General features: G+C 66.0%; 21 protein-coding genes and 1 tRNA gene. 8 read left to right on the top strand and 14 right to left on the bottom strand.

Annotated features, from left to right (window positions below; genetic code table 11):
* The first annotated feature begins 2 nt into the window (after positions 1 to 2).
* On the top strand, positions 3 to 1,058 hold the full coding sequence (locus tag SMD10_RS07900; protein WP_331685131.1) for an ABC transporter ATP-binding protein: 1,056 nt from the start codon (positions 3 to 5) through the stop codon (positions 1,056 to 1,058).
* A 108-nt stretch (positions 1,059 to 1,166) separates the two neighbouring features.
* Here the strand turns inward: SMD10_RS07900 and SMD10_RS07895 are convergent, their stop codons facing one another.
* Positions 1,167 to 1,637: a GNAT family N-acetyltransferase gene (locus SMD10_RS07895; protein ID WP_331685130.1), complete on the bottom strand. Its 471-nt coding sequence runs from the start codon at positions 1,635 to 1,637 to the stop codon at positions 1,167 to 1,169.
* Between the two features lie 200 nt (positions 1,638 to 1,837).
* Here SMD10_RS07895 and SMD10_RS07890 point away from each other — a divergent pair, with 200 nt between their 5' ends.
* Both SMD10_RS07890 and SMD10_RS07885 read left to right on the top strand, forming a co-directional pair.
* Positions 1,838 to 2,155, top strand: coding sequence for an MTH1187 family thiamine-binding protein (locus tag SMD10_RS07890; protein WP_331685129.1), 318 nt, complete (start codon positions 1,838 to 1,840; stop codon positions 2,153 to 2,155).
* Between the two features lie 18 nt (positions 2,156 to 2,173).
* A complete protein-coding gene (locus SMD10_RS07885; RefSeq protein WP_331685128.1) occupies positions 2,174 to 2,470 on the top strand; it encodes a DUF1330 domain-containing protein in 297 nt (98 codons plus the stop codon).
* Between the two features lie 94 nt (positions 2,471 to 2,564).
* Here the strand turns inward: SMD10_RS07885 and SMD10_RS07880 are convergent, their stop codons facing one another.
* Entirely contained in the window at positions 2,565 to 3,242 is a 678-nt protein-coding gene (locus SMD10_RS07880; RefSeq protein WP_331685127.1) for a phosphoribosyltransferase, read from the bottom strand.
* Between the two features lie 194 nt (positions 3,243 to 3,436).
* Here SMD10_RS07880 and SMD10_RS07875 point away from each other — a divergent pair, with 194 nt between their 5' ends.
* On the top strand, positions 3,437 to 4,612 hold the full coding sequence (locus tag SMD10_RS07875) for an amidohydrolase (protein WP_331685126.1): 1,176 nt from the start codon (positions 3,437 to 3,439) through the stop codon (positions 4,610 to 4,612).
* On the opposite strand, the gene SMD10_RS07870 is transcribed toward SMD10_RS07875, so the two are convergent.
* The 3 genes from SMD10_RS07870 to SMD10_RS07860 form a co-directional block, all read right to left on the bottom strand.
* Positions 4,613 to 6,394, bottom strand: coding sequence for an adenine deaminase (locus SMD10_RS07870; RefSeq protein ID WP_331685125.1), 1,782 nt, complete (start codon positions 6,392 to 6,394; stop codon positions 4,613 to 4,615).
* 2 nt (positions 6,395 to 6,396) lie between these two features.
* The gene (locus tag SMD10_RS07865) at positions 6,397 to 7,317 is read right to left on the bottom strand and encodes a nucleoside hydrolase (protein ID WP_331685124.1); all 921 of its coding nucleotides are present in this window, start codon (positions 7,315 to 7,317) and stop codon (positions 6,397 to 6,399) included.
* Positions 7,318 to 7,543: 226 nt separating this feature from the next.
* Positions 7,544 to 7,619: transfer RNA gene (locus SMD10_RS07860), tRNA-Ala, on the bottom strand.
* Positions 7,620 to 7,791: 172 nt separating this feature from the next.
* Here SMD10_RS07860 and SMD10_RS07855 point away from each other — a divergent pair.
* Positions 7,792 to 8,094: a YggT family protein gene (locus SMD10_RS07855; protein ID WP_331685123.1), complete on the top strand. Its 303-nt coding sequence runs from the start codon at positions 7,792 to 7,794 to the stop codon at positions 8,092 to 8,094.
* 9 nt (positions 8,095 to 8,103) lie between these two features.
* Positions 8,104 to 8,412 carry a DUF167 family protein gene (locus SMD10_RS07850; RefSeq protein ID WP_331685122.1) on the top strand — a complete coding sequence of 103 codons (309 nt, stop codon included), beginning with the start codon at positions 8,104 to 8,106 and terminating at the stop codon, positions 8,410 to 8,412.
* 203 nt (positions 8,413 to 8,615) lie between these two features.
* Here SMD10_RS07850 and SMD10_RS07845 read toward each other — a convergent pair whose 3' ends face one another.
* The gene (locus tag SMD10_RS07845; protein WP_331685121.1) at positions 8,616 to 8,750 is read right to left on the bottom strand and encodes a YjiS-like domain-containing protein; all 135 of its coding nucleotides are present in this window, start codon (positions 8,748 to 8,750) and stop codon (positions 8,616 to 8,618) included.
* Between the two features lie 181 nt (positions 8,751 to 8,931).
* A complete protein-coding gene (gene ppa / locus SMD10_RS07840) occupies positions 8,932 to 9,468 on the bottom strand; it encodes an inorganic diphosphatase (RefSeq protein WP_331685120.1) in 537 nt (178 codons plus the stop codon).
* A gap of 217 nt (positions 9,469 to 9,685) precedes the next feature.
* Between ppa and SMD10_RS07835 the strand changes: the two genes are divergently transcribed.
* A complete protein-coding gene (locus SMD10_RS07835) occupies positions 9,686 to 9,835 on the top strand; it encodes a hypothetical protein (RefSeq protein ID WP_331685119.1) in 150 nt (49 codons plus the stop codon).
* A 187-nt stretch (positions 9,836 to 10,022) separates the two neighbouring features.
* Here the strand turns inward: SMD10_RS07835 and SMD10_RS07830 are convergent, their stop codons facing one another.
* The 3 genes from SMD10_RS07830 to SMD10_RS07820 form a co-directional block, all read right to left on the bottom strand.
* Positions 10,023 to 10,544, bottom strand: coding sequence for a GNAT family N-acetyltransferase (locus SMD10_RS07830; protein ID WP_331685118.1), 522 nt, complete (start codon positions 10,542 to 10,544; stop codon positions 10,023 to 10,025).
* A gap of 131 nt (positions 10,545 to 10,675) precedes the next feature.
* Positions 10,676 to 11,059, bottom strand: coding sequence for a PH domain-containing protein (locus SMD10_RS07825; protein ID WP_331685117.1), 384 nt, complete (start codon positions 11,057 to 11,059; stop codon positions 10,676 to 10,678).
* 143 nt (positions 11,060 to 11,202) lie between these two features.
* A complete protein-coding gene (locus SMD10_RS07820; RefSeq protein WP_331685116.1) occupies positions 11,203 to 12,561 on the bottom strand; it encodes a protoporphyrinogen/coproporphyrinogen oxidase in 1,359 nt (452 codons plus the stop codon).
* Positions 12,562 to 13,052: 491 nt separating this feature from the next.
* Between SMD10_RS07820 and SMD10_RS07815 the strand changes: the two genes are divergently transcribed.
* Complete coding sequence (locus SMD10_RS07815; RefSeq protein WP_331685115.1) at positions 13,053 to 14,141, top strand: AbrB family transcriptional regulator; 1,089 nt, start codon at positions 13,053 to 13,055, stop codon at positions 14,139 to 14,141.
* Here SMD10_RS07815 and typA read toward each other — a convergent pair.
* From typA to SMD10_RS07795, 4 genes are all read right to left on the bottom strand, one after another.
* Positions 14,138 to 15,967 carry a translational GTPase TypA gene (typA, locus tag SMD10_RS07810; RefSeq protein ID WP_331685114.1) on the bottom strand — a complete coding sequence of 610 codons (1,830 nt, stop codon included), beginning with the start codon at positions 15,965 to 15,967 and terminating at the stop codon, positions 14,138 to 14,140. The two genes, SMD10_RS07815 and typA, sit on opposite strands and share 4 nt — an antisense overlap.
* Before the next feature lie 177 nt (positions 15,968 to 16,144).
* Positions 16,145 to 18,163 carry a hypothetical protein gene (locus SMD10_RS07805; protein WP_331685113.1) on the bottom strand — a complete coding sequence of 673 codons (2,019 nt, stop codon included), beginning with the start codon at positions 18,161 to 18,163 and terminating at the stop codon, positions 16,145 to 16,147.
* Complete coding sequence (locus tag SMD10_RS07800; RefSeq protein WP_331685112.1) at positions 18,160 to 18,621, bottom strand: GtrA family protein; 462 nt, start codon at positions 18,619 to 18,621, stop codon at positions 18,160 to 18,162. Before SMD10_RS07800 ends, SMD10_RS07805 begins: the two co-directional genes overlap by 4 nt.
* A 2-nt stretch (positions 18,622 to 18,623) precedes the next feature.
* Entirely contained in the window at positions 18,624 to 20,117 is a 1,494-nt protein-coding gene (locus SMD10_RS07795; protein ID WP_331685111.1) for an NAD(P)/FAD-dependent oxidoreductase, read from the bottom strand.
* Between the last annotated feature and the right edge of the window lie 57 nt (positions 20,118 to 20,174).

Genomic DNA, 20,174 nt, shown 5'->3' with positions numbered 1-20,174 from the left:
TCATGACCGTTTCCCTCGCCCTTAACTCCGTCAGCGCCCATTACGGCCGCACCAAGGTGCTGGAGGATCTGTCGCTCAACGTCGCCGCCGGCGAACTGGTCTCGCTCCTGGGCGCCAGCGGCTGCGGCAAGACGACGACCCTGCGCCTCGTCGCCGGCTTCCTGCAGCCGACCAGCGGCACCATCCGCCTGGGCGACGCCGACCTGACCCGGCGGCCGGCGCACACCCGCGACATCGGCATCGTCTTCCAGAACTACGCGCTGTTTCCGCATCTGACCGTGCTCGACAACGTCGCGTTCGGCCTCAAGCAAAGGAAGATCGCCGCGAGCGAGCGTGCCAAGCGCGCCGCCGCGATGCTGGAGCGCGTCGGCCTTTCGTCCTTCGCCGATCGCTATCCGGCGGCCCTGTCGGGTGGTCAGCGGCAGCGCGTGGCGCTCGCCCGCGCGCTGGTGATCGACCCGCCGCTGTTGATGTTCGACGAGCCGCTGTCGAACCTCGACGCCAAGCTGCGCGTCGATATGCGCGTGGAAATCCGGCGCCTGCAGCAGGCCAACGCCACCACGGCGCTCTACGTCACCCACGACCAGGAGGAGGCGTTCTCGATCTCCGACCGGGTGGCGATCATGAACGCCGGCCGCATCATGCAGCTCGACGCGCCCGAGGTGCTCTACAAGAAGCCGGTCAACGAATTCGTCGCCCGCTTCGTCGGCTTCGAGAACCTGATCCCCCTGAAGACCGTCGAGCGGCAGGGCGAGACGGTCACCGCCGAGGCGCCGGGCGGCGCGCGGCTCTCGCTGTCGCAGGAGGCCTTCGGCGCCATCCCCGACAGTTTCGTCCTCGCCTGCCGGCCCGAGGGGCTGGCGGTGCGCGCCGAAGGCGACGGGCTTCCGGCCACGCTGGGGCTGCGCACCTATCTCGGCCGCGCCTATCAATACCGCTGCGAGACCGGCGCCGGCGAACTGGTCGCCAACGGCACCCTGTCCCAGCCCTTCGAGCCGGGTGCGGCGGCCGTCCTCACCCCGATCGCCGAACAATGCTGCGTGCTAGCGGAGGGGTAGGCGAGTCGGATCCTGAGATTGCGGCGTGATGAGATCAAACAGAATACTGTGAACGTGTTCCAAAAAATGAGCGTTTAGCGTTCCGCACGGGGAGTAGTTGGCCAGGTTCTAGTTTTCCGAACGAACTGGAATACGCCGTTTTTGGAAGCCGGTTTTCGACTGCTCAAAGCCTGCCTGACGATAGAAGTTCAATGTCGCAGGCGCTTTCGATCCTGCTAGCAGCATGACTTTGTAGCATCCAGCTGACCAGGCTGCATCCGATGCTGCATCAAGTATCTGTCGCCCGTAGCCCCTTTGTCGATGGCCGCAATGCGTTACAACGTTTTCAATAATCCCGTAGGGCCTTGCGCAACGGGTGAGATTTGGGACAACGACAAGGACGCAGGACGTAACAAGGGCGCCATCCACTTCACCGAGAAATATCGCACTTCCCGCATAGGCAACAAAGCGCTCGAAAGCCCCGGCGGCGGAAGCATCATCCGGACGATCATCGCCGGGGATTAGGTGCTGATAAAGATCGAGCAGCCGAGGAATATCGCCGGTGGTGGCGCGTCTTATGCTCAAGGTCGAATGTGCCATTGCTCGATATTGCTCAAACTCTCAACTATGAACAAGTGGCGTGATAGCGGACATTCGCAGCGATCCGCCGGGACGAGCACGACGGGCTGAATCTGAAACAGAATTCATAATTCTGTTGCATCCCTGTCGATAGCCGGGTTCGAGCGGCGTTGCGATTGCCCTACTGTGCTCGCCGTGATGCAGCACAAGGAGACGGTCGGATGGTTTTGCTGGAATTCTCGATGTACCCGGTCGACAAGGGCGAGAGCCTGAGCGGCTATGTGGCGCGCATCCTGGACATCATCGACACGAGCGGCGTCGCCTACCGGCTCACGCCCATGGGCACGATCCTCGAAGGCGAGTGGGACGCGGTGATGGCCGTCGTGACGCAGTGTTTCGAGGCGCTACGGGCCGACTGCGCCCGCGTCGAGGTCGCGCTGAAGGCGGATTATCGGCAAGGCGCGGCGAGTCGGCTCGACTCCAAGATCACCTCGGTCGAAGATAAGCTCGGTCGGGCGCTGAAGACGGCCCGAGACTGAACGGTGGAGGCAAGGACGATGGCCAAGGCCTATTGGATCGCGACGTATCGCTCGGTCAGCAACCCCGACGCACTGGCCGCATATGCCCGACTGAGCGGCCCGGCGATCGTTGCTGCCGGTGGCCGTATCCTCGTGCGTGGGCTGCCGGCGCAGGTGTACGAAGCCGGGCTCGCTCAGCGCACCGTGGTGATCGAGTTCGACGACGTGGAGCAGGCGAAGGCGGCGCACGATAGCGCGGCCTATCAGGAAGCTCTGGCAGCCCTGGCCGGAGGCGCAGAACGCGACATCCGGATTGTCGAGGCGGCCGAGGCCTGACGCGGGCACTGTTCCGTTCCGTGTCGTCCGAAGCGTGGGCGGCCACCGTGGGCCATTTCGGTTCGCCTCGCCCCTGTCGCGAGGTCGCGACCGTCTACTCCGTCACCCAGCCTTGCAGCGCGCGTCTCAGCAGCGGTGTCGAAAACACCGCCAGCGTCCGTTCCGGCCAGCATGGATCGAGGTCGGCGAGGCGCTGCCGCCAGCGATCCGACTGCAGCATGGCCGCGCCGAGCGCCACCGGCTGGACGCCGCAGCGGCCCATGAGTTCGATGCCGGCGGCCATCGACGTGCCGGAACTGATCACGTCGTCGACGAGAAGCACGCGCCGCCCCGCAATCAGCGGCAGCATGCGCGGATCGATATAGAGATGCCGTGTGCGGTCTGGCGTGGTGATCGAGGTGAGCGGGAAGGACAGACGATCCTCGTACCAAAATTTTCGCGAGGTCCCGAGCGGCACGTAGCGGGGGTGGCCGAGCGCCCGCGCCACCGCGGCCGCCAGCGTCAGGCCGAGGGTGGGTAGCCCGACGACGATGTCGGGGGCATAGGCCTCGGCTTGCCTCGCCAACTCCGCCGCCAGCGTCTCCTGCACCGAAAAACTCGCCTGGTTGACGATCAGCGAGGCCAGCGCCGTCTCGCCCTCGCCGCGCGGACGGATCGGCAGGCGCAGGATGCGGCCGTCGGGCAGACGCGCCGGATAGGCCTCGGCGAACACCGCCGCCGGTGCGTCCTCATCGGCGCTCTCGATGGCCTGCCAGAAGTCGTGCGGCTGCATCGGCCTGGTGTTCCCCGCCCATTGGCCCTGGCCAAGCGCGCCGAAGGCTGATCTTATCGGCTTCTCTCTAGAGCATGATGCCGAAAAGTTGCAGAGTTTTCGGACCACATCATGCGGGGAAATAAGAGGCGAGAGCGACGCGGCACCGATGCCGAGATGCCAGCCGCCGCCCATCCTCGACAAGGAGCCGCCCGATGAAGATCCCCGATCGGATCGCCGCCGACCTGCCGTTTCTGACCGAGCTGCGGCGCGACCTGCATGCTCATCCCGAACTCGGCTTCGAGGAGGAGCGCACCAGCGCGATCGTCGCGGCGGAGTTGGAAAAGGCGGGGCTCGTCGTGGATCGCGGTCTCGGAGGCACGGGCGTCGTCGGTACGCTGACCGTCGGCAACGGCCCGCGTCGCATCGGGCTGCGCGCCGACATGGACGCGCTCGCCATGCCGGAGACGGCGGACCGCCCGTACCGATCCACCGCGCCGGGCAAGATGCACGCCTGCGGCCATGACGGCCATACCGTCATGCTGCTGGGCGCGGCGCGGTATCTGGCCGCGACGCAGGCCTTTACCGGCACCGTGCATTTCATCTTCCAGCCGGCGGAAGAAGGCAGGGGCGGCGCAAGACGCATGGTGGAGGAGGGCCTGTTTGCCCGCTTCCCCTGCGACGCGGTGTACGGGCTGCACAACATGCCCGGCCTCGACCCGGACGAGATGGCGGTCGTCGCCGGACCGCAGCTCGCCTCGTCCGACACCTGGCGCGTCACCCTGCGCGGCACCGGCACGCACGGCGCCAAGCCGCATCTCGGCCGCGACCCGATCACCGCCGCCGCAACCTTTCTGGCCGGTCTGCAGAGCATCGTCGGGCGCGTGGTCGATCCGCTGGAGCCCGCAGTGGTCAGCGCCTGCTCGGTGCAGGCGGGCGACCCGAAGGCGCTCAACGTCATTCCGGACATGGTCGAGATCGGCGGCACGGCGCGGGCCTATTCGCCGGTCGTGCGCGATCAGCTCGAAGAAGAGATCGGCCGGCTGGCGCACGGCTCGGCCTTGATGCACGGCATCGCGGCCGACTACGGTTTCCAGCGCCGCATTCCGCCGGTGATCAACGATATCGACGCCAGCCGCCGCGCCATGGCCGCGGCAAGGGCCGTGTTCGGCGACAAGGTGCGCGAGGCGTTTCCGCCGTCGACCGCCGGGGACGATTTTGCTTTCTTCGCCGGCGAGGCGCCGGGCTGTTATGTCTGGCTGGGCAACGGCCCGGCCGTCGATGGCGCGCTGCACCACAATACCGCCTACGATTTCAACGACGAGGCCATCGGTTCGGGCGTGCTCTTCTGGTCGACCCTGGTCGAACAGGAACTGGCCACCGGCGCCTGATTATCGCACGTCCAGCACCGGCGAGGCGAGAAGCACGCCGGTCGCCACGTCGGCGATGCCCTGGTCGGTCTGGTGCGGGCCGGCATTGCAGGCAAGCGTCGCGCCGAAACAGGCCTTGAAGACGAGATAGGGCGGCTGCCAGTCGACGATCGCATCCATCGCGGCGCGTAGACGGCCAAAGGCGGCGCCAACGCTATCGGCGTCCGCCAGAGAGACGAGCCCGGCGACGGGCAGCTCCACCAACGCCTTGACCTGGCCGCCCGACGCCACCGCCATGCCGCCGCCGGCGGCGATCACCGCGTTGGCGGCGACCGCCATGTCCGACGCATTGCCACCGAAGACTGTGAGGTTGTGGCTGTCGTGCGCCACCGTGGTGGCGAAGGCGCCGCGCCATTCGCCCCAGCCGGAGAGGAAGCCGACGCGCGGGCGGACATCGGCAAGGCCGTGCCGGTGGGCCACCGCGACTAGCGTGCTGCCCTTGGGCGGCACGACGAAACCGTCGCGAACCTCCGTCTCGGTCTCGCGCCAGCGCGTAAAGCGCGGCTGGTCGATCAGGGCGACGCGCGCCCGCTCGCCGTCCGCTCTGACCCGGAAATCGTCGGCGACGAGCGTCGGAAGCTTGACCGTATCGAGCAACGGCGTCGGATCCCGGTCGGCGACCGGCTCCGTCAACCGGCCCGCCGAAGCCGCCTGCCGCCCGCTCACGATCACCGCACGGGCCGAAAAGCACTCCAGGTCTTCGAAAATCACAAGATCGGCGCGGCAGCCGGCGGCGATCGCGCCGAGATCGTTGCGCTTCAGGCGCCGCGCCGCGTTGAGCGTCGCCGCCTGGAGCGCCCATTCCGGCTTCAGGCCATAGCGCACCAGCCGCCGCACCACGTCGTCCAGGCCGCCGCCGGAGATGAGATCGTCGGGAAAGACGTCGTCCGTGCACAGCGTCAGCGTCTGCGGCAGGTGGCCCAGGCGGTTCAGCGCCTGCACGAATTCCGGCAGCAGGTGGTCGTGCGAGCCGCGCAGTTCGATCGTCAGGCCCGCGCGCAGCTTGGCCATGAGGTCGTCGGCCGAGGTCAGTTCGTGATCGGAGCTGACGCCCGCCGCCATGAAGGCCTGAAGATCGCCACCCGCAAGACCCCGCGCGTGGCCGCAGACGGGTTTGCCGGAGGCGAGCCCGGCCTGGACGATGGCGCTCATGCGCGGATCCCGGTCGATCACGCCGCGCATGTTCATCACCTCGGCGACGCCGCCGATCTCGGGCCATCGGAGCATCTCGGCGACCGTCTCTGCATCGAAATCGGCGCCCGCGCGCTCCAGCCCCGGCGCCGAGGGCACGCAGGACGGGGCGAGCGGAACGACGCGCAGCGGCAGACCCCGCGACGCCTCCACCGCCCAACGCACGCCGTGGAGGCCACTGACATTGCCGAACTCGTGAGGGTCCCAGACGATCGTCGTCACCCCCCTCGGCACCACGGCGCGCGCATAGCCGGCCGGCGTCACCATCGAGCTTTCGATGTGCATGTGGGTGTCGATGAGGCCGGGCGATACGAAACCGCCGTCCGCGTCGAGGGTGGTCGTCGCATCGCTGCGCGTGCCGGCGGGATGGACGCTGGCGATCAGCGGTCCGACGAGGCCGATATCGGCCTCCAGAAACTCGGCCGTCGCCGCGCAGAAGACGCGGCCGCCGACGATCAGCAGATCGAACGGCCGATCCCCGCGCGCTGCGGCGACCGCCTGGGCGCGCAGATCGGGCTCGTTCAGGTCGCCGGGTTCTGCGGTCATATCCATCGTCATTGTCCCGCTGTGCTGCGCAGCGCACCGAGGATCGTTTGGCGCGCCGCCTCGACGTCGATTCCCGTGGCATAGCGCGCATTGAAGTCGGCGCTTGCGCGCGGATCCACCACCGTGCGGCCACGGGTCAACGAGCCGGCGAGTTCGACGTCGATACGAGCCGGCTGAAAGGTGACGGCCTCCGGCCTTGCGAAGGCAAAGGCGGCGACCGGATCGTAGAGCGCCATGCCGGCGCGACCGCGCCGGATCGCGATGTCGATGAAGCCGGCCAGAAGATCTGCGATCAGCGCGGCGTTGGCTCCGCCGGCCGCGGCTATGGCAGCGACGTCTTCCGGAAAGGCCAGAACCGTGCGGCAGAGGTCGAGGTCGACCATCGAAAGCGGCAGTCCATGGGCGAGCACGATGGCGAGCGCCTCCGGATCGGCGAATGCGTTGAATTCCGCCGATGCCGTATGGTTGCCCAGGGTAACACCGCCGCCCATCCAGGTGAGATCGGTGATCCTGGCCGCAAGGTCCGGGCGGGCCAGGGCCAGCGCCGCGATATTGGTGAGGGGTCCGAGCGCGAGAATGCGATGCGTCTCGGCGGGCTCCTCCAGCCAGGCGCACAGCGCCGTGAAGGCATCTCCCCCAAAGGCCTCGGGCGCGGACGGAAGCGAGAGCCCCGCGGTCGGAATGCCGGTCGGTCCGAGGATGCGGGCGGCCGTCTCGACCTCGCCCAGCACGGAATGGGCGCGGCCCGCATGGATCGGCCACAGCCAGCCGAACGCCCGAGCCGCGCCGGCGGCGTTGCGGCGAACCTGGGGCAGTTCGGCGTTGCCGAACACCAGTGAGATGCCGTCGATCGGAATGCCGCAGTGGCCGAGAACGAGGATCGCGGCGATGTCGTCGAATCCCATGTCGGTATCGATCCAGACGCCCATCGTGTCTTCTCAGCCGCTCTGTCGTTGCGATGAAGCGCCGGCGCCGCCAAACGGGCACCGCACGCCAATCTCGAGGGGAAGGTTTTCGCCGATCATTGGCCGAGCCTGTCGGCCCTTGTCAATCGACCCAAGGCGAGGCGGGCTGATCCGGCTTTGGCGGGCGGCTGCCGATTCGCCGTCAGCGCGTTGTCGCTGCGCGAACTCTTCGGGATCGTGGGAGCAAGGTTGGTGGAGCTGAGGGGGATCGAACCCCTGACCTCATCATTGCGAACGATGCGCTCTCCCAGCTGAGCTACAGCCCCGTCCACCGACGCGCCGCATTTACGGCGACGCCCGATGCCTGTCAAGGCGCGATTGCGTTACGCCGTGCCAACGCCGTTCAGCATAGCCGCAGGTCGCAGGCTGCTTTGCCTTGCGCATCGGCAAGCGGCTCGCTACATGGGCACGGAACCGGAAAGGGCTTCAGACCGCGCCATGCAGGCAATCTGCGAACTCGCTTTCGTCATTCTCGACATCTATTGGTGGATCGTCATCGCGTCGGCCGTCCTGTCATGGCTCTACGCGTTCAACATCATCAATCCGGGAAATCAGTTCGTCGACGCCGTCGGAACCTTCCTCTACCGGATGACCGAGCCGCTTTACCGCCAGATCCGCAGGCTCCTGCCGGCCATGGGCGGGCTCGACCTTTCGCCGCTGATCGTGCTTTTGGGCATCTTCCTGCTGCGGCGGATCATCTTCCTCTACGTCTATCTGCCGGCAGCTCGCGGCGGCTTCTAGGCCGGCCCGGTGCCGGGCTTCTACGACGTCGGCACGGATGGCGTGACGCTGCGCGTGAGGCTGACGCCGAAATCGTCCGCCGATCGAATCGAGGGCGTGCGTGCTCAGGCCGACGGGCGCGAATATCTTGATGTGCGGGTGAGGGCGGTGCCCGAAAAGGGCAAAGCGAATACCGCTCTGGAGGCGCTTGTCGCCAAGAGCCTGCACCTGCCGAAATCGAGCGTCGGCGTGACGGCGGGCGAAACCTCGCGACTGAAGCTGCTCAGGCTCGACGGCGATCCGGAGGAACTCGTCCGGCATCTCGCCCGGATCGGCTGATACGACCATCGTGCCGGATGGATTGACCATCTCGGCCGGCCTCGTCCGGCATGGCGGTCTGAGCGCTGCGCGCCGCCGCCCGCTTGGTCGAAGGTTTCATTGACCGGCGATGAATGCCGGTTCCGGGGCGCCTGCGCTCTTCGATGGCCCGAGGGGCTGGACGGCGCCGCGCCCCGTCTCGCAACGGTGGAGCAGGCCGAGCTTCAGAGGACGCGGCCGAGATCGCCGCGACGCACGCCGATATCGTCGAGTTCCCAGTCTTCCAGGCGACGAAGGACGTCGATCGTGTGACGACGGCTGCGGTAGGCGCGATACCGCTTAACCAGAGTGTTGAGCATCGCAAAGGCTCCATGGCAGGGTGTTGATGGTGCCTATGTATGCAGCAAACTGGTTAAAATAAAGGCAGGATGCGCCCGAGAATCGGGCGATATTTCGTTTTGGGTTGATGATTGCTGACCGTGGCTCGGACGCCACAGCGCCCAAGCCCGTCAGTAGAAAAAACTGCCAAGAAAACCCGGTTCAGGCCTTGCTCTTTTCCCATCGGGCGATGGCGTCACGGATGTATCGCTTCGCGGTCGCGGCATCGCCCCAGTCGCCGATCTTCACCCATTTGCCGGGCTCCAGATCCTTGTAGTGCTCGAAGAAGTGCTCGACCTGCTGGAGCTGGATCGGCGGCAGGTCGGTCGGCTCGTAGACCTCGGAGAAGCGCGGCGTCAGGTGCGGAGAGGGGACGGCGATGATCTTCTCGTCCTGGCCGCTGTTGTCTTCCATCACCAGCACGCCGATCGGCCGGCAGTTGATGACGCAGCCCGGAAACAGCGGTCGCGTGTTGCAGACCAGCACGTCGACGGGGTCGCCGTCGTCGGACAGCGTGTGCGGAACGAAGCCGTAGTTTCCGGGATAGGACATCGGCGTATAGATGAACCGGTCGACGACGAGCGCACCCGCTTCCTTGTCCATCTCGTATTTGGTCGGCTGACCGCCGATCGGCACCTCGATGATCACGTTGATGTCGTCGGGTGGGTTCTTGCCGCGAGCGATGGCATCGATGCGCATGGTGATGGACCTTTCTCATGTCGCGTTGGCGTGTGGCGACGCTATAGGGGGACGAAGCGGGGATATGCAACATTTCGCCGCAGCAACCACCGCCACGGCGACGGTGCGGCCATGCGCTGTCCGGTCGGCTGCCCTGCAGCGAACCATCTTGCTCACGAGGTCCGGGAAGCGCACGTTTTGGACAACGAACAGGCAGACGCGATCGATGGAGATTGTCATGCGCCCGATGAAGCGGATCGTTGAATTCGGCAGACTTTTTGCAGCAGCGGGGCGGGTCAATGCCGACCTGGAAGTCCGGCGTCGCCCGCGGGCCGCCGACCTGCGTGCGCTGGGCATCGACCCGGCCCGCTTCAACATGCCGTTCTGATCGCCGGAACCGGACGACCGTCCACCGCAATCGGGGTGCCTCGCTAAACGAGGGTGCCGCGATTGCGTTTCGCATGAAAAACCGGCTCGCTGTCATCCCGACCGGTTTCCCTATCGTGCCGAACCGCTCGATCTGGCGCAGCCTGGGCTCGGCCAAAGGGTGCTTACCTGGACCCGTCAGGCGGTCGTCAAAACCGGCTGTCGACCGGCCAGATGAATCCGACCTTGCGCAGCACGGTCCCCTCGAAGCATTCCTCGCCTTCCGCGATATCGTGGCCGCCGATGGCGGCATAGAACCGCATCGCCCGCTCGTTGTCGGCCAGGCACCAGACCGCGAGGCCCTTCAGGCCCTTGCGCGTCAGAACCGATCCGGCCGCGCGAAACAGCCGGCCGCCGAAACCCAGCCCCTGGAACTCCGGCTGCAGATAGAGTTCGTAGATCTCGCCGTCGACAAGCAGGGCCGGGGCCCGATTGCGGCCGAGCGTGGCGTAGCCCGCGACGCGGCCGTCGAATTGAAACACCAGGATCGCCGCTCCACGATGCAGCGCTCGGCGCCACCAGTCCGGTCCCCGCCGCTGCACCATGGCGTGCAAGGAGCGGTTTGGGATCAGGCCGCTATAGGCATTCAACCAAGCCGCCTCATGCACCTCGGCGAGGGCCGCGGCATCGTCCGGCTCGGCGAGGCGAATGTCGGTGGCGATTGTCTTCATATCGCCTTAACCATCGACATCGAAAAGCGATCCCTGCTGCAGGCGCCCGATCGCGGACACCGGTTTCCGTTGGTCAGCAGCATGATAGGACGCAATTTGCCCTTGGAGGCAAGGTCGTCGTTTATGAAATCTTAACGGCCGCCCAGGACGCCCTCCGCCAGCGCCTTCTGAATCCCCGGGATGTTGGAGCCGCGCGACAGCTCGCGGACCAGCGGCTGGTCCTGCCCGGACACCCATATCTTGAGCTCGGAGTCGACGTCGAAATGGCCCGCCGTTTCGATGGTGAACATCGTGATCGCGCGGTAGGGGACCGAATGGTATTCGCGCTTGCGGCCGGTCATGCCCTGCTTGTCGACGAGGATCAGCCGCTTGTCGGTGAACACCATCAGGTCGCGCACCACGGCGAAGGCGAGTTCGATCTCTTCAGACGGAATGAGGATCGGTTCCAGTTCGCGTCGCACCGCCTCGATGTCGACATCGCTGGAAAGACCGAGCAGGCCGGCAAGCAGTCCCATGGGCTCCGTCCTTCACCAAGGCGGCACGATTGCAAGTGCCCCGTGGTTATGTGGCCGCATCCGATGAAGTCAACGCGGACCTGGACGAAGCATCGAACCGCAATTCGATCCGATGGGCATCGGTGACGCCGGGCGGCGGGCCTTCAGGCCGCCGCCGCCGGCATGTCGTGGCGCATCCGACCGGCGGTGTCCGCATCGTCGCTGACATAGGCCGCGATCTCCGCCGTCCGCTTCAGCGTGCGCCAGTAGATATCCTCCATCAGGATATGGGCGAATTCGCCGTTGCGCCCGATGCTGTAGAGACCGTCGACGCCCGTGGATCGGGCAAAGGCCTGACGCTCCTTTTCGTAACGCATCAGATAGACCGGATAGGCGGTGGTGGTCCGCACGATGCCGCCGGCGCCGAGGAACCGGTCACGCAGCGTCGGATAGATCTCGGCAATCCCGGTCAGGCACGCGTCGGCCAGAGCCTCGTCGGACATCGTCCAATATCGATCGCCGAACTCGGCGCCGATATCGCAGGTGATCAGCGTCTTGCCTTCGGGCGCGAGCCACGGCATCGAGATCGGCGCCTCGGTCAGCCGGAAGAACGGCTTCGACCGGTCCGGCACCCAAAGCATGGTGTCGGGCAACAGCTCACGCCCGGCAAAGCGCAGATTGACGAAGATCATCGGCCGGTAGCGGAACTGCGCCAGATGATCGAGCGCGGTCGTACCCTCGACGATTTTCGGCAGGACGTGGACCGGTGCGGTGCTGACCACCGCCGAGACGCCGATCTGTTCGCCGTTGACGCGGACCGCGACGACGCGTCCGCCTTTGGCGACGATCTTCTCGACCGGCGATTCCAGCCGGATCAGATGCCTGATCTCCCGCATCGTGGGGTCGAGCAGCTTGGCGATGCCGCCTTCCGGATAGACGTGATAGATGCCGGCGCTCTCCGGCATCTCGTGGGAATAGCCGTTGCAGACAGCCCGGCCGGTCACATGCGCCGCAGCCTTGAGGTAGAGCGTCTTGACGACGCCGGCCGACAGCTTCTGGCCAACGGCGGCCGACAGTTCGTGCGCCGGCGCCCCTGACCAGGCTTCGGCAAGCGGGATCGCGACCTTCTCGGCCAGCGCGTCGCCGTAGGACTGGCGGAACCAGTCGTCGGCCGTAGCCGCCTCGCGGCGACGCAGCCGGCTGGCGAGCGCACTGCCGACGAAGTGCGGCGAGCGCATCAGGCCGAACGGATAGCCGTAGGACCTGCCGTCCAGATGGACGGCTTCGCCATAATGGCCGACGGCGCGGCAGATGTCGCTGGCGCCGAGCGCCTTGGCGAGCCTGTTGCTGATGAAATGGGCGCCGACGTCGTAGGTATAACCGTCGGCATCCTTGTAGGAGGACGCCATGCCGCCCACCGCTTTGGCCGCCTCGAAGACGATGACCGGCAGGCCCCGGCGATGAAGGTCGAGGGCAGCGGTCAGCCCGGCCAGGCCGGCGCCCAGTATCGCGATTGGCTTCATGACAGCGTTCCAGAGGCTGGTTCGATGGGGCGGCCCGGATCGCCGCGCATCGCGCGGCATGAGGTGGGCGAACTGACGGCCGCGGAAGCCTCTCCCGATCTGCCGCCGTAGCGACATACTATCGCAGCCGGCGTTTGGTTTGCCGGCTTTATCGAAATGATGGTGAATGAGCACTTTCGACGCCGCCCGGACAATGCCCGATCCATCGGAAAAGTTCGGGGGTGCGCCGGCGGGACTTGCTCTATATGATGTGGTCTCCCCTGCCGCCTTCGCGAGACGGCTATGGCTGGCCGCGCGTCTGTGCAGCCGGCACTGCCGAGCCTTTCCAACATTTGACCCGCTGCGGTCGGCAGCCGGTCGCCGTATCGAAACCCCGTCTGCCGCATGATCGCCCCACGTCGCCGCACGAAGCCTCCGTCCTCGATCGAAATCGTCTTTCCTCACCGAAGCGGCGAACGGCGTCCGCAACCGGGCGGACAGTGCTGAACGGCATGGACGAATCCGCCCCGGCGCGCGGCGCCCGGCTCATGCTCCGCTGGATCGTGCTGCTGGCGCTTTCGGTCGCCTTGGTGGCGGCGCTCGAAGCATTGGATCTGCCCGCCGCGCCATTGCTCGGCCCGATGATCGCCGCCGTCCTTCTCGTCGCGGCCAATGTCAGCGTTCGAGTGCCGGTACAGCCCTACTATCTGGCCCAGGCGGTGGTCGGCTGCATGATCGCGCGCTCGATGACCACGACCATCATGACTGAAATGGCGCACGACTGGCCGGTGTTCATCGCTGCCGTCGGCTCGGTGATCGTCGCCAGCAACCTTCTCGGCTGGCTGCTGGCGCGCCTCGGCGTGCTGCCGGGCACGACGGCGATCTGGGGAGCCTCTCCGGGAGCGGCCACCGCCATGGTGCTGATGTCGGAAGCCCAGGGCGAGGACTTCCGGCTGGTCGCCTTCATGCAGTATCTGCGCGTGGTCTTCGTCGCGGTGGCAGCATCCGCAGTGGCGCGGTTGTGGGTGGATACGTCCGGCGTCGAGCCTGCACCGGTCACTTGGTTTCCACCGGTCGCCTGGCTATCCTTTGCCGAAACGCTGGCGATCGCCGTGGTCGGCGTGCTGGCCGGTCGTCTTCTGCGTATCCCGGCTGGTCCCCTGCTTCTGCCGATCGCGCTCGGTGCGATCCTTCAGAACGTCGGGCTCGTCACCATCGAACTGCCGCCATGGCTCCTGGTCCTCAGCTATGCTCTGGTCGGCTGGAGCATCGGCTCGCGCTTCACCCGGCCGATCCTCCGGCATGCGGCGCATGCGCTGCCGAAGGTGGCTTTGGCGATCACGACGTTGATCGTGGTCTGCGGAGGCTTCGCGGTTCTACTCGTGGTCTTCGCCGACGTCGATCCCCTGACCGCCTATCTGGCAACGAGCCCGGGCGGCGCCGACTCCGTCGCCATCATCGCCGCATCGAGCAACGTCGACATGTCCTTCGTCATGGCGCTGCAGATGGCGCGGTTCATCATCGTCATGCTGACGGGGCCGGCGATCGCAAAATTCATCGCCGGCCGGATGAAGCGGTCCGCCGAAGCGGATGCCGGCTAGGCGGCCCGCCGGCTCTTTTCGAAGCGCTTGCGCTCGTGCGGGTCGAGATAGAGCTTCCTGAGGCGCATCGACTTCGGCGTCACCTCGACCAGTTCGTCGTCCTCGATCCAGGCCAGCGCTCGCTCCAGCGTCATGCGGATCGGCGGCGTCAGCTTGACGGCCTCGTCCTTGCCGGCGGCGCGGATGTTGGTGAGCTTCTTGCCCTTCAGGACATTGACCTCGAGGTCGTTGTCGCGGGTGTGGATGCCGACGATCATGCCGGCATAGACCTTGATGCCCGGATCGATCAGCATCGGTCCGCGATCTTCCAGGTTGAACATGGCATAGGCGACGGATTCACCCGCCTCGTTGGCGATGAGCACGCCGTTGGTGCGGCCGGACAGTTCGCCCTTGAAGGGCTGGTAGTCGTGGAACAGCCGGTTCATCACCGCCGTGCCCCGCGTATCGGTGAGCAGTTCCGACTGGTAGCCGATGAGGCCGCGCGTCGGCGCATAGAAGACCAGGCGCTGGCGGCCGCCACCCGAGGGGCGAAGCTCGACCATCTCGGCCTTTCGCTCGCTCATCTTCTGGACGACGACGCCGGAATGCTCCTCGTCGACGTCGATCACCACCTCCTCGATCGGCTCCAGCGTCCCGCCGTTCTCGCCTTCCTTCATGACGACGCGGGGCCGCGAGACGCCGAGCTCGAACCCTTCGCGGCGCATGGTCTCGATCAGCACGGCGAGTTGCAGCTCGCCCCGGCCGGAGACCAGGAAGGAATCCTTGTCCTCGGCCTCTTCGATCTTCAGTGCGACGTTGCCCTCGGCCTCTTTCAGCAGACGGTCGCGGATGACGCGGCTCGTCACCTTGTCGCCTTCGGTGCCGGCCAGCGGCGAATCGTTCACCTTGAAGGTCATGGTGACGGTCGGCGGATCGATCGGCTGCGCTTCCAGCGGCGCGGTCACGGACGGATCGCAGAAAGTGTCGGCCACCGTGCCCTTGGTCAGGCCGGCGATGGCGATGATGTCGCCGGTCTCCGCCTGATCGACGGGCTGGCGTTCCAGGCCGCGGAAGGCGAGGATCTTGGAGATCCGGCCGGTCTCCACCGTCGTGCCGTCGCGCGACAGCACCTTGACCGACTGGTTGGAGCGGATCGACCCCGACTGGATGCGGCCGGTGATGATGCGCCCGAGAAACGGATTGGCCTCCAGGATGGTGCCGATCATCTTGAACGGCTCGTCCTTCGAGGCGGTGTGCGGCTCCGGCACATGGGAAAGGATCAGGTCGAACAGCGGCGCCAGCCCGCGGCTCCGATCGACGCCGCTCGGCTCCTCGGCCATCCAGCCGTCGCGGCCCGAACCGTAGACGACGGGAAAGTCGAGCTGCTCCTCGTTGGCGTCGAGGGAGACGAAGAGATCGAAGATCTCGTTCAGCACTTCCTGATGGCGCTCGTCCGGCCGGTCGATCTTGTTGATCGCAACGATCGGCTTCAATCCCACTTTCAGCGCCTTGCCGAGCACGAACTTGGTCTGCGGCATCGGCCCTTCCGAGGCATCGACCAGGATGATGGCGCCGTCCACCATGTTGAGGATGCGCTCGACCTCGCCGCCGAAATCGGCATGGCCGGGCGTATCGACGATGTTGATGCGCGTGTCGCCCCAGACCACCGAGGTCGCCTTGGCGAGGATGGTGATGCCGCGCTCGCGCTCCAGATCGTTGGAGTCCATCGCGCGCTCGGCGACACGCTGGTTGTCGCGGACCGACCCCGACTGGGCAAGCAGCTTGTCCACGAGGGTCGTTTTGCCATGATCGACATGCGCGATGATCGCGATGTTGCGAAGCTTCATAAGTCACCGAAAAAAGAGATGGGCGTGGCGGCTCTTACGCGGTCAATGAGGAAAAACGCCACAGTCTGGCCCTGCAAATAACCGTTCTTGGCGGATCGCGAAAGTCCCCCCGGGTGCATGGCAGGTCTTACGGACCGGCCAAGGGGCGCGAATCGCGGAGATCGGCGAGCGATCGGCTCAGCTGGCGGGCGGTGACGCCGGGGCACCGCAGGGAATCAACGCAAAATCCTGGATCCGCTCCCAGGCGGCCGTATGCTTGTTCTCGTCCCATGACAATGCGTATTCGGGGCCGGGGGCGCGCCAAGTGCGATAGCGGCCGGGCGCGAGACCGCCCCGCACGACCACGTCGAGGGTCGCGATCACCCAGACCGGCGCATCGTCGGCGGAGCAGAATTGGTCCAGAATAGTGGCGGTCAACGGCGGCCGCTCGCGATGATATTCCTTCGGTGCCATCTCGCGGAAGTTCTGGCTGACCAGCCCCGCTGCGATCAGTCGCTCGGCCCGCTCGTTCCATGCCATCGCCAGGGGGCGCGAGAACACCGCGCTCGCCGCCTGCAGGCGGCTGACCCAGTTCGGTCGGCCGGACCAGCTCCAGGCCGCGTAATTCTCTCCGATCCAGAGGATCTCGCCCCGGCGTTCCGCCAGCACGCGGCTCAGCGTCGGTTCCGGCGCGGCCTGGTCGACACTGATCTGACGCAGTTGACGGCTGTCCCAGACGGACGGAACGGCAGCGATGAGAAGAATCGCGGCGAGGGCCGCCGCGGGGTTCAGCCACCGGGGCTTGCGCATCGCCACGTAGATCACCGCGGTTGTCAGCAGCGGCACGGCCAGCCAGTGCAAAAGCTTTATCGTCGTTGGAAGCCCGCTTCCCATGTCGGCGGGACGACTCCCGATCAGTTGCGCGAAAACATAGACCTTCAGGCCTCCGTCGATCAGCGCAAAGGCCGCCGTCAGCCCCCAGCATGTAAGCACCAACGCACGGCCGGGCCTCCAGTCGCGATGGCGCAAGGCGACGGCAAGTAGGCCGAGAGCCGTGCCGGCGGCGCCCGCCGTCAGCATCAGATGATCGGTGCCGAGCCAAGCCAGAATCAACGCGGCAAGCGCCAGCCGGGAGGCACTGCCGCGGCGCCACAATTCGATGACGCATAGGCCGAAGGCGGTCGCCGCCATGACCGACAGGAGCCATTCGGCCCGCCACAGCTGGGCCTGGACGACAAGCAGCGACGACAGGAGATCGCCGAAGACGAACGACGCGGCAAAGCTTACCAGCATGGCTGCCGCCGCGCCGAGATAGAGGCCGCGATGGTGTGTGGCCGGCAGGCTGGCCGCCAGCAGCACGGTGGCGGTCCGAGCGATCAGCAGAGCCCAATCTTCCGGCTGCCACCGTCCGAGGAACAGATAGCTACTGCGCAGATCGAGTACGGCCAGCCATTGCGGGTCGATCGCCGTGAACAGCCGGCCCAGAACAGGCGCGTCCGCTGCTGCCAGCGCCAGAGCCACGGCGACGGCGAGCCAGCCTGTTGCCAGCAGCGCAATCATTGCCGCGCGGCGATGACGAAGCTCAAATAGGACCCAGAAACCCCAGACCAGAAAGCCCGGCAGCGCCATGATCGGATGGCACAGAGCGGCAACGCAAAGCGGAGCGAGCGCTAAGCGCGTGTGTCCCGACGCAAGGAGGGCGAGCGCTGCCAGCACACCGGCTTCTGCGAATGGCCGCGAGGTGGCAAACGGCTCGCCATAGGAAAATATGCCGAAATCGCCATATTGCGGTGGCAGCACGACGACGAAGAGCAGCATAGCCCAGCGAGCCGGGCCCCGCACCAGCTGGCAGGCGAGCGCGGCGAAGGCGGCAAACCAGAGCAGCAGGCCGGCCAGCGCGATCAACATGGCGCCGCGCGCGACGCCGAACAGGTCGGTCGCGGCCGCAATGACGACGGGAAACAGAGTAAAGCCGAACTGCCCGTCCTTGGCGAACATGAGATCCCGGCCCAGCCCCTTGGGCGCATGATCCGCCAGCGTATGGGCGATATAGATCCGCGCGTCGTGGACGATGCCCACGTAGGGCCGGAAGAACAGCCACAGTGCGACCAGGCCGAGGGCGGGAAGGCCGCACGAGACAATCCAGCGCCATGCTGCAGGCCGGCGGAAGACCGCCGCCGGCGTTGTGAGGACCTGGCTGAGGGGGGCAGCCATCATCGTGCAGGCGGCGAGAACAGGAGGGCCCGGCGGGCTGCGAAGTTGCATAGGAAAACCACCACCGCCGTCGGAATCTTGGCGAGCGTGTAGGGCACGGCCAGAAAGTCCGTCAGCGCCAGGAGGAGGACTTCGGTGATAACCAGTCCGGCCAGGCCGATCGCGGCGAAGGCGACGAATTCCATCCAGGGATTGCGGAGGCGCCGGGCGCTGAAGACGAAGCCAACGCTCATCGCATAGACCAACGCTAAACCCGCGCTGAAACCGATGGCGGCTGAGACGCCGACCGGCAGGTGGGCCCATTCCGTCAGCCCGATCAGAAGTCCGTAGTCGAGAGCCAGGGCAGCGGCACTGCTGAAGCCGTAGCGCAGGAACTCCGCAATGTTTCGCGCCGATCCCTGCGGGCCCTCCAGTGCTGAGAGCCGTAGGTCGGATACGTGGCCGGCGCCGTCCGACAACATTGTCAGGCCGCCCGCTGTGGCACCGCCCGCACGCTCTTCAGCGCTTCGGTCGCGCCCGACAGGCCTGCTTCGCCGTATTCGGCGTCCTCGTTGACCTCCCAGACATCATAGACCGTGCGTCCAGCCTGGATGTTGAGAGCCGTAAGTAGGCCGGTCATCATGGCATGGTCCTGGTTGTTGTACTTGTGCATGCCGTTGCGGCCCACCAGATGCAGCGTCGAAAAGTTGGCTTCGATGTCGCGTCGGATCGCCGCCACGTTGTCGGCATAGGCATCGTCATAGACGGGATAGGCCTTGGGTTGGCGCACCACGCAGGCGTCGCGCACGTCTTCCGGCCGCATTAGGCCGATCTTGCCGATCTCCCGCTTGGCGAGCTCCGCCAGCTCCGCGTCGGATGCCGACCAAAGTCCGTCGCCCTCGAAGCAGAAATATTCCAATCCCAGGCAGGTCGAGGTGGTGTCGGGCACCATTTCCGGCGACCACGAGCGGAAGTTCTGGACGCGTCCGACCCTGACGTCGGGATCGTGAATGTAGACCCAGTTATCGTGGAGTTCGATGTCAGATTCGCCGATCAGCACGACGGTCAGGAAGTCGCGATAGCGCAGGGAGCGTGCATGAAACAGGCTCAGAGGCCTTGGCGAGAGGGCATTCATCAGATCGCAGACCGCGGCTGACGACACCACGTGGCGAGCTGCGAAAACCTCGCGCGTTCCGTTGCCGCGCACGGCCTCGACGGCCCAGACCTTTGCCGCCTCGTCCCACCGCAGCCGTTCGACCTTGCGGTCCATGAGCAGCGAGCCGCCGAGTGACTCGATCTTGCGGGCTGCGGCCTCCCACATCATGCCGGGACCGCGCCGGGGATAGCGGAACGATTCGATCAGCGTCTTGGCTGCCGGCCCCTGGCTCGATGAGCGGCCGAGCGAGCGCCGGCAGGCATCGAGCAGCGCCGAGGCCAAGTCGAGCCCCTTGATCCGCTGGGCTGCCCAGTCGGCCGAAATCTCGTCGCACGACATGCCCCACACCTTTTCGGTGTATGTTTTGAAGAAGATCGAAAACAGCCGCTCGCCGAACTGGTTGCGCACCCACTCGTGGAAGGTTCGCGGAGTCTCGACCGGAGTCAGACGCGCCCGCACGTAGGAGGCGACGCAGGCCGCGCTCTCCAGGGGGCCGAGCTTGCGGAACGCCTCGAAGGCCTTCAGCGGGTAGGCGAAGAACTTGCCGCGATAGTAGATGCGCGACAAACGCGGCCGTTCGATGAAGTCGTCGGGCAGAATCTCGTTCCAGAGGTCGACGATCTCCTTCGACTTCGAAAAGAAGCGGTGCCCACCGATGTCGAAAAGAAAGCCGTTGTGCTCGACGGTCCTGCTGATGCCACCGACGTAGGTGGCGTCTTGTTCCAGAACGCAAACGCTACGTCCGGCTTTGGCCAGGGAATAGGCTGTCGTCAAGCCAGCGGGCCCGGCGCCGATCACCAGAGTCTCGACGGGCGCAGTCATTCCGATTCCTTCCCTGCGTAACGTGCCATAACCTTCAGTATTGCGGACTAGGTAAAG

This window comes from Consotaella aegiceratis, assembly GCF_036541425.1.
In the GTDB taxonomy this organism is placed as follows: Bacteria; Pseudomonadota; Alphaproteobacteria; order Rhizobiales; family Rhizobiaceae; genus Consotaella; species Consotaella aegiceratis.
This window is presented reverse-complemented; position numbering and strand designations above follow the sequence as displayed.